The following is a 7,363-nucleotide window of genomic DNA, read 5'->3' on the forward strand; positions in this document are numbered from 1 at the left end:
CCGCGTCCACCACACCACGGCCAGGCAATCGGCCAGCGGCGGATGCACCTCGGCCAGCAGCCGTGCGAACCAGCCCGCGAACAGCGGCTCGGCGCTGGCCAGCTTGCCAATGGCGGGCGCCTTGACCAGCAGGCCGCAGACCAGGCTCCACAGGGACAGCGCAGGCACATTGCCGGCCCAGCTGTGCATCAGCAGGTCGGGCCCGAAGGCGCGCACCGCGCCGCCCTTGGGCGCGGGCTGGAAGCCGTCCAGCACGGCCGGGTTGGCAAAGTCCTCGGCCACGAAGCGCCGCAGCTGCGCGGCGCGGAAGGTCTTGAAGAAGCCCGTCAGCCCCAGGCGCACCATTTCGGCGTCATAGCCGCTGACCACGGGCAGCCAGGCCTCGGCCTGGCGCCGATAGGGATCGCTGCGGTCCAGCAGGCGGGCAATGGCACGGTCGATGACGTCGATGATCTCGGCCACGGGCATGGCCCTGAGGTGGCGGTCTGCGGCACGGCGCACGTGGGCTGCCAGCGCATGCATCTGCGGGCCGGTCAGCAGGGGCACGGAGACTTCCAGCCGCACGCCGCCGCGTTCGAAGGGCAGCACATGCCACTGCACCTCGTCCTCGCGCAAACCAGGCAGTTCGGGCAGGTAGCCGGCCGTGATCCGCTCGATGTTCATGCAGCAGCGGCCTTCACGAATTCATCGACCGCCAGCGAGCAGCCCTTGGCCGCTGCGCCCTCGGCACGCCCCAGCAACAGGAAACCGCTGTTCTCGCCATGGCCGGCCCACAGGCCCACGTCCTCGGTGAGGATGGTGGTGACCGCGTTGTAGTTGGCCAGGTCGCAGTGCACGAGAATGCCGCGCTCGCCGGGTGCCACGCTGCGGCCGGTGACGGGCTCGACCAGGCGCGAGCGTATCCAGTGCGGCCCCGACTTGACCGAGGGCAGCGTGGCATTGCCGTCGTCATAGAACTGCGTGCTCAACTCGGTCATGCCGTACATGTTGATGCAGTGGCTGCGCGGCACGCCCAGCAGCCGGGACAGGTCGGCGTAGAAGTCCTCCAGCGGCAACTCGCGCGACTGGCCCTTGTAGCCGCCCGTGTCCAGGATGCGGCTGCCCGGCGGCAGGCAAAAGCTGCGGCCCTGCTCGCGCAGCGCGTCCATCACATGCACCAGGCTGAAGCTGGCGCCCAGCAGCGCATAGGGGCGGCCGCTGCGCTCGGATTCCTCCAGCACGGCGCACAGGCCGGGCATGTCCAGGCCGTCGGGGGTGAGGAAGTAGCGGCTGTCGGGAGTGCCGAATTCCGTCTTGGCCAGCGCCAGGTAATGCGCCAGCGAAGAGTTGGGCATGGCCTGCTCGTCGGGAAAGAGGATGCCCATGGGCAGGCGCTCGTGCCCGGCCATGAAGCGCTGCGCGAAGTTGCGCGTCATCGACGCATCGTAGACATCGAGCGCGGGATGGAAGTGGCGCCCGCGCGAAGACAGTCCCTTGGCCTGGCCCGTGGTGCCGCTGGTCATGAACACGCGCTCCGCGGGCGAGGCCGGCTCGCTGCGCAGCTCCATGGCCTTGAACGCATCGATGGGCACGGCGGGAATGTCGCTCCAGGTCTTCACATTGCGCAGCGTGGCGCCGCGCCGCTGGCAGAAGCTGCGAAACGGCGCATTCGATTCGTATTGGTAGGCGAACAGCCGCAGGGCCAGTGCATCGAACTGCTCGTCGGTGCAGCCGTCCATGGCGATGAATGCAAGCAGGTCTGCGACCAGAGAAGCCGCCTGGGGCCGGGCCTTGTCCATGGAATTCCTTCGAGAGCTGGGACGTGATGCTCCGAAGGCTCCCCCGGCCGTGGCGCATGGGCGGCCACGCAGGGGTGCAAGCTCTTCTTCCGCCGGAATGACCCGGTTCAAGTTCTCGGGTGTGGATCTCAGCACTGGCGTGCACCCCGGAGCGGAGGGCTATCTTACAGCAGGGTCGCCAACGCCGCAGGCCCGGGGCCATCGCCCTGCAAGACTGCGTCAGCCCAGTGCCGTCAGCCGCCGCATCACCCATTCCACGGGCCCCTGCGCCCCCTTCTTGCTCCAGGCCCAGGCGGCCAGGCTGGCGATGATCACGTACAGCGCGGCGGCCACGGCCACTTCGCGCAGGCTGCGCGATCCGTCCAGCGCGCCCATGGCCTCCAGCAGCCCCATGCCGATGAGGATGTGGGCCAGGTACAGGGTCAGCGTCATGCGCCCGGCCGGCAGCAGGCCGCGCCACGGTCCACCGGGCCAGCGGTCGGCCAGCCGCAGGCAGGCGCCGATGGCAATGCTGGCGCAGCCCAGGCCCATCAGCAGGTAGGCAGGGCCGGGCGGCATGGGGCCGGTGCCCAGCCAGGACGCCCAAGCGCTGCGGGCCGCAAGCGCCGAGACGGCGCAGGCCAATCCCACCATCACGCCACCCGCAGCCACCAAGGTCCATTGCACGCGCGGCTCGGCCAACGGCAGGCGTGCCAGCAGCATGCCGCAGAGGAAGAACGCAAACCAGGGCAGCACCGGATGGAAGCCGTTGAACAGCAGGTTGCGCGCAAAGCCGGCCGGCTCCCACAGGTCCTGGTAGGACAGGCTGGCCCAGTCCCAGCCCTGGCTGTAGTCCAGCTGCAGCAAGGCCCAAGCGGAGAGCACAGCCACGGCCGCCATGCCGGCCAGCAGCGCCCTTGCGCCGGCCTGCAGCCAGGCGATGGCCAGCACGAAGTAGACCGCGTAGTAGTGAATGATGTCGGCCGGAAAGATCACCAGGTTCATGCCACCGGCCACCAGCAGGAACAGCGCGCGGCGCAGCGTCCAGAGGCGCGCCGTGGCCGGCTCCAGCGAGCGCGTGGCCAGCACCAGGCCCAGGCCTGCCAGCACCACGAAGGTGGCCGAGGCCTTGCCCTCCAGGAAATGGAAGAACGACAGCAGCCAGCCCGGCTCCTGCAGCGCGGGATGCATGGCCTGCTTGAAGTTGACGAACACCATGCCTGCCAGCGCCAGATAGCGCGCCAGGTCCAGCCCCGCCAGGCGGGCGCCCCTGCCGGTGGCACGCCTCATGTCGCGTCTCCCTGTGCCTCGCCTCCAAGAAGGCAGGCCAGCAAGGCGGAATGCAGCACATCGCCCCCTTCATCCGCCCCCGCGTCTTCCTGCGGCGTCACCGCCAGCGCAAAGCGCAGCGCATCGCTTTCCACGGCATCCAGCAGCAATTGCGCGGCCAGGCGCACGGGCACGGCGGGCCGCAAGAGGCCCTGCTGCGCCCCGCGCTCCATGAAGCCTGCCAGGCCGTCGAGCATGCGCCTGCGGTTGGCCTCGAAGGCGGGCGCCAGGCCCGGCGAACGCGCGATCTCGGACAGGCACTCGGCGCTGAGCACGGCCCATTCCCGCTGACGGCACAGCGCCTGGTAGGCGGCCAGGAATTGCGCCACCACCGGCAGCGAAGGGGCTGCGGCCCGCTCCAGCGCCTGAAGCAAGGGCAGCAGCTCAGTCTGCTCCTGCGTGGCGACCTCGGCAATCAAGGCCTGCTTGCTGTCGAAGTGGTTGTACAGATTGCCCAGGCTCACCGAGGCAGCCTGCGCGATGTCGCGCATGCTGGTGCAGTGAAAGCCGCGCTCCACGAAACACTGCAGGGCCGCCTCCACGATGAGGGCCCGGCGCTCGCTGATGTCTTCCTTCTTTTTCATGACACAGATAATGAACGAACGTTCATTCATAGTCAACACCCGGGCATGGAATCACGGCGGCATGGCCTGGCACGAGATGGTGATGGCGCTTCGAGCGGCGGAACTATCCATGGTCTCCGTTGTCGAACGGCCTTCGCTGGAGACCTCAACGCATAACAGCCCGGCCCACACTCCATCGTTGCCGATGGAGCCACTGCCTGCCCAGGCAAAGGTGAAACCGTCATGCAATGTCCCGCCTGCCGAGATGCCACGCTCATCATCTCCGAGCGCCAGAACATAGAGATCGATTACTGCCCCCAGTGCCGCGGAGTCTGGCTGGACCGCGGAGAGCTGGACAAGCTCATCGAGCGCTCCGCCGCCCAGGCGCCCACGGCGCCCACAGCCTATGAGCGCCCGCATGAACGGCGCGCGGGCCCTGACGGATCCCATGACCGGCGCGAGCACTCCAGCCACGATGGATACCGCCGCAAGAAGCGCGAAGGCTTTCTCTCCGATCTTTTCGACTTCTAGGACCACGGCACGTCCGCTGCGCCGGCATCGGGACATGGCAGCCGCGCCACACTATGATTCGATTTTCAGTTCCTTGACCCCATGCCCCGCGCCCGCACATCCAAGCCCGCTCCGTCCGAAGAGAACACGGCCCCGTCCGGCACCACAGCGCCGGGGCCGTCCATCGACGCCTCTTTCCTGCACACCCTGGTCGGCTACAACGCCCGGCGTGCCTCGATGTCCATCATCGAGGTGTTCGTGGAGCGCATGGCCACCCACGATCTCAAGATGGTGGAGTTCTCCGTGCTGTCCCTGGTGTCCCACAACCCCGGCATCACCTCGCGCCAGCTGTGCACGGCGCTGGACGTGATGCCGCCCAACCTGGTGGGCCTGATCGCCGCGCTGGAGCGGCGCAAGCTCATCGAGCGCCGCCCCCATCCCACAGACCGCCGCGCCGTGGGCGTGCACCTGACGCCGGCCGGCGCCGAACTCACGGCCCAGGCCGAACGAACGGCGGCCCAGCTGGAGATGGATGCCACCTACCGCCTGACCGATGCCGAGCGCAAAACGCTGATCCAGCTGCTGCAGAAGATCTACAACTGAGCGCGCTCAGTCCGCCTTCTGCGCGGCGGGCCGGTCCAAGCCCAGCAGCCGCACCGCATTGCCCTTGAGGATGCCGGGCATCACCTCGGGCTTGAAGCCGGCTTCCTGGAAATCCTTCATCCAGCGCTCGGGCGTGATCAGGGGATAGTCGCTGCCGAACAGCACGCGGTCCCTGAGCAGGGTGTTGGCGTACTGCACCAGCTGCCGGGGAAAGTACTTGGGGCTCCAGCCCGACAGATCGATCCAGACATTGGGCTTGTGCAGGGCCACGGACAGGGCCTCGTCCTGCCAGGGAAAGCTGGGGTGGGCCATCACGATCTGCATGTCGGGAAAGTCGATGGCCACATCATCCAGGTGCATGGGGTTGCTGTAGGCCAGGCGCAGCCCGCCACCGCAGCGCATGCCGCTGCCAATGCCGCTGTGGCCCGTGTGGAAGATGGCCGGCAGTTGGTACTCGGCCACCACCTCGTAGATCGGCCAGGCCATGCGGTCGTAGGGATGGAAGCCCTGCACCGTGGGGTGGAACTTGAAGCCCCTGACACCCTCTTCCTCGATCAGCCGCCGCGCCTCGCGCGCACCCATGCGGCCCTTGTGCGGATCGATGCTGGCGAAGGCCACCATCATGTCGCTGTTGGCCCGCGCAGCCTCGGCGATCTCCTCGTTGGGAATGCGGCGCCGGCCCAGCTGCGACTCGCTGTCCACCGTGAACATCACCAGGCCCAGGTTGCGCTCGCGGTAATAGGCCACGGTCTCGGCGATGGTCGGGCGCCGGCCGTTGCCGAAGTACTTGTCGGCGGCGCGGTCGTACTCCTCGCCGTAGTTGTCGAACGGGTTCCAGCAGCTCACCTCGGCGTGCGTGTGGATGTCGATGGCAATGAGTTTTTCGTGGTCCATGTCTGTCTCCTGTGCGGCCTGCTGCCTGCCCCGCAATCAAGGGGAAGTCCCAATAAGAAATTCGCAAAGGCCGCTTGAATTGGTTATTAAATATAACCAAAATCGCGGCCATCAGAAAGCGATGCAGATGCAGGCAACGGCTGCCACGCAACGGATTCGCGCTGAGGCTTCACACCACCTTCCGAGGAGACAGACATGGACAGAAAGATCCACAAGACCCGTTCCCGCGCCTTGCCGGCCGCGCTGGCCGCCGCCCTGCCCGCCCTGCTGCTGTCGGCCTGCGGCGGCTCGAGCGACGGCATCGCGCAGCTGGCCGAGGCCCGCCCCGCCACGCTGCTGTCGTGCACGGACCTGGCCGCGAAAATATCCTTCCCCAACACCCGCATCACCGCCGCCGAGACCGTGGCCGCCGGCACGCTGGCGGTGGCGGGCAAGCCCATTGCCGAGCACTGCCGCGTGACCGGCCGAATGCACGAGCGCGTCAGCACCGTGGATGGCCAGAACTACGCCGTGGGCTTCGAGATGCGCCTGCCGCGCGACTGGAACGGGCGCTTCTTCTACCAGGCCAACGGCGGGCTGGACGGCGTCGTGAGCACGGCCGTGGGCGCGCTGGGCGGCGGGCCGCTGGGCAACGCGCTGCAGATGGGCTTTGCCGTGCTCAGCTCCGATGCGGGGCATGCAGGCAGCCTGGGTCCCTTCTTCGGCCTGGACCCGCAGGCGCGGCTGGACTATGGCTACCAGGCCGTGGGCAAGCTCACGCCCATGGCGCGCAGCGCGCTGCAGACGGCCTATGGCAAGGGGCCTGACCGCTCCTACCTGGGCGGCTGCTCCAACGGCGGGCGCCACGCCATGGTGGCGGCCTCGCGCTATGCCGACCAGTACGACGGCATCATCGCCGGCAACCCCGGCACGCGCCTGCCGCTGGCGGCCATTGCCAACATTGCCGGCGCCCAGGGCTATGCGAAGCTGGCCACCACGGCCTCGGACCTGGGCACGGGCTTCACCCAGGCCGAGCGCCGCCTGGTCAGCCAGGCCGTGCTGGCCCGGTGCGATGCGCTGGACGGGGCCACCGACGGCATGGTGCAGGCCGGCGCAGCCTGCCAGGCGAGCTTCGACCTGTCGCGCGATGTGCCCACCTGCGGCGGTGCGCGCGACGGCAGCTGCCTCAGCGCCGAGCAAAAGAGCACCATTGCCGGCCTGTTCAAAGGCGCCACCACCAGCGGCGGCAGCCGCATCTACAACAGCTTCCCGTATGACGCGGGCCTGGATACGGCCGGCTGGGCCGGCTGGAAATTCTCCAACCCCATCAGCCGCGACTCCGGTGCCGTGGCCTTCATCTGGCAGACGCCGCCGGAAAGCGCCGCCAGCTTCAACGACGCGCAGTTCGCCCTCAACGGCAGCGTGGACAGCATGCTGGCCAAGGTGCAGGCGACCAACGGCACCTTCACGGAAAGCGGCCTGTCGCTGATGATGCCGCCCGACTACGGCAAGCTGCCCGTGCTGCGCAACCGGGGCGCCAAGCTCATGGTCTACCACGGCACGGCCGACCCCATCTTCTCCAGCGATGACACCGTGCAGTGGTACGACACGCTGCGCCGCAACCATGGCGACGCCGCCGACTTCGCCCGCCTGTACCTGGTGCCCGGCATGAACCACTGCAGCGGCGGCCCGGCCACCGATCAGTTCGACATGCTCAGCTCCACGCGG

The 7,363-nt window shown here is 68.2% G+C and carries 8 protein-coding genes; 3 read left to right on the plus strand and 5 right to left on the minus strand.

All coding sequences use genetic code 11. The features are described from left to right. The 4 genes from L995_RS30930 to L995_RS30945 all read right to left on the minus strand — a co-directional run. The coding region (locus tag L995_RS30930) for an acyl-CoA reductase (protein WP_047475309.1) at positions 1–663 on the minus strand (663 nt) is incomplete at its 3' end. Further along, positions 660–1,778, minus strand: a complete 1,119-nt coding sequence (locus L995_RS30935; RefSeq protein WP_047475310.1) for a LuxE/PaaK family acyltransferase — start codon at positions 1,776–1,778, stop codon at positions 660–662. The genes L995_RS30930 and L995_RS30935, both read right to left, overlap by 4 nt. A 219-nt stretch (positions 1,779–1,997) precedes the next feature. After that, the gene (locus L995_RS30940; protein WP_047475313.1) at positions 1,998–3,047 is read right to left on the minus strand and encodes a DUF418 domain-containing protein; all 1,050 of its coding nucleotides are present in this window, start codon (positions 3,045–3,047) and stop codon (positions 1,998–2,000) included. Then, positions 3,044–3,670 (minus strand): TetR/AcrR family transcriptional regulator, encoded by a 627-nt coding sequence (locus tag L995_RS30945; protein WP_047475315.1) that lies wholly within the window; start codon positions 3,668–3,670, stop codon positions 3,044–3,046. Before L995_RS30945 ends, L995_RS30940 begins: the two co-directional genes overlap by 4 nt. 222 nt (positions 3,671–3,892) lie before the next feature. Here L995_RS30945 and L995_RS30950 point away from each other — a divergent pair, with 222 nt between their 5' ends. Together L995_RS30950 and L995_RS30955 are read left to right on the plus strand one after the other, a co-directional pair. Continuing rightward, positions 3,893–4,180 (plus strand): TFIIB-type zinc ribbon-containing protein, encoded by a 288-nt coding sequence (locus L995_RS30950; protein WP_047475317.1) that lies wholly within the window; start codon positions 3,893–3,895, stop codon positions 4,178–4,180. An 81-nt stretch (positions 4,181–4,261) separates the two neighbouring features. Continuing rightward, positions 4,262–4,762: a MarR family winged helix-turn-helix transcriptional regulator gene (locus tag L995_RS30955; RefSeq protein WP_016453244.1), complete on the plus strand. Its 501-nt coding sequence runs from the start codon at positions 4,262–4,264 to the stop codon at positions 4,760–4,762. 6 nt (positions 4,763–4,768) lie between these two features. Here the strand turns inward: L995_RS30955 and L995_RS30960 are convergent, their stop codons facing one another. Then, a complete protein-coding gene (locus tag L995_RS30960) occupies positions 4,769–5,656 on the minus strand; it encodes an amidohydrolase family protein (protein ID WP_046241907.1) in 888 nt (295 codons plus the stop codon). 195 nt (positions 5,657–5,851) lie between these two features. Here L995_RS30960 and L995_RS30965 point away from each other — a divergent pair. Next, positions 5,852–7,363: tannase/feruloyl esterase family alpha/beta hydrolase (locus L995_RS30965; protein WP_047475319.1), on the plus strand; the 1,512-nt coding region annotated here is incomplete at its 3' end.

The sequence above is a fragment of the Delftia sp. ZNC0008 genome (genome assembly GCF_000799035.1).
GTDB classification, from domain to species: Bacteria; Pseudomonadota; Gammaproteobacteria; order Burkholderiales; family Burkholderiaceae_C; genus Comamonas; species Comamonas tsuruhatensis.